Source organism: Yersinia massiliensis CCUG 53443, assembly GCF_000312485.1.
In the GTDB taxonomy this organism is placed as follows: Bacteria; Pseudomonadota; Gammaproteobacteria; order Enterobacterales; family Enterobacteriaceae; genus Yersinia; species Yersinia massiliensis.
Genome location: NZ_HE997657.1, coordinates 1 through 1,363, shown reverse-complemented (window position 1 = coordinate 1,363; position 1,363 = coordinate 1). Strand labels below are relative to the sequence as shown.

Sequence of the window (1,363 nt, the reverse complement as noted above, 5' to 3'; positions counted from 1 at the left end):
GAATGGAAGGGACTTCCCCTGGATATGCGCCTGATTAACTATTGTGCAATCATGGGGTAAACATAGCCCTGGAGGGATTCGTTATGACTATCACTACTGTCGGTATCGATCTTGCTAAAAATGTGTTCGCTGTTCACTGCGTTGATCAAAATGGAAAAACTGTTCTGGTTAAACCCAAAGTATCGCGTGCAGCGCTTCCAGAGTTGATTGCAAGTTTACCTCCTTGTGTCATCGGGATGGAGGCGTGCTCCGGCGCCCATTACTGGGCAAGAGTGTTTCGGCAGTATGGCCATGAGCCCCGTTTGATGGCTGCAAAGTTCGTATCGCCTTACCGCATGGCCGGTAAATCAGGGAAAAATGATGCAGCTGATGCCCAGGCTATTTGTGAGGCTGTCCGTCGCCCGTATATGCGGTTCGTGCCAGTGAAGGATGAGAGCCAGCAGGCGATGCAATGTCTACACCGTACTAGACAAGGTTTTATCGAAGAGAAAACAGCAACATATAACCGATTAAGAGGTTTGATATCTGAATTCGGCGTCATCGCTCCACAAAGTACAGATGCCCTGCGCCACATGGTTTCTGAACAGAAGAGTTCTTTGCCGCTTCAGGTTCAGCAATGCGTTGATGATCTGCTGGAACACCTTAATCGCATTGAAGATAACATCGCTGAATATGACCGGATCCTGTCCCGCATGGCAAAAACGGATCACCGCAGCCAACGACTGATGGATCTGAAGGGGATTGGTCCCACAACGGCTTGTGCGTTGGTCGCCAGTATCGGTAATGCCCATGATTTTAAGAATGGACGCCAACTGGCAGCTTGGCTGGGACTTACACCATCACAGTACAGCAGTGGCGGAAAATCAAAGCTTGGCAGAATAACGAAAGCAGGCGATTCATATCTGCGAACGCTTCTGGTTCAGGGGGCCCGTTCGGTTTTGATTGGTGCAGAGAAAAGGACTGACTCCTTCAGCCGTTGGGTTTGTACGTTGGTTGAGCGCAGGGGGTACTGGCGGGCTGTTGTGGCCATCGCCGCCAAAAACGCGAGGCTGTGCTGGGCATCGTTGCATTACGGTGATGATTTCAGGCTGTACTCAGCCAGCTAAAGCACAAAGCAGTATAACCATCTGACCTGCAACTCGTTGATGAAAAAGGGTTAGACCCCGTGAGGCCTATCTGGCTATTGTACAGGATATACGTATCCGCTTAACGAACAAGAACCTCACGCGCGTCTTTCATCAGGGTCCGAATCGATAACGATTCATCATGGCCGTTTATAGTACCGCAGTCTCTCCCCTTTATTTTACTGACGAGCAGACAGAAACCATAAAACCGGCGTTGACATGCCGGGGAAGCCCTTATA

Annotated in this window: 1 protein-coding gene; it reads left to right on the top strand. The window is 50.0% G+C overall.

Annotated elements, in window-relative coordinates:
- Positions 1-83 precede the first annotated feature (83 nt).
- Complete coding sequence (locus tag BN68_RS22810) at positions 84-1,106, top strand: IS110 family RNA-guided transposase (protein ID WP_019213466.1); 1,023 nt, start codon at positions 84-86, stop codon at positions 1,104-1,106.
- Positions 1,107-1,363 lie beyond the last annotated feature (257 nt).

What these genes read in the sequence shown, in the direction of transcription:
- BN68_RS22810 (WP_019213466.1), top strand. Translation starts at nt 84, where the DNA reads ATGACTATCACTACTGTCGGTATCGATCTTGCTAAAAATGTGTTCGCT.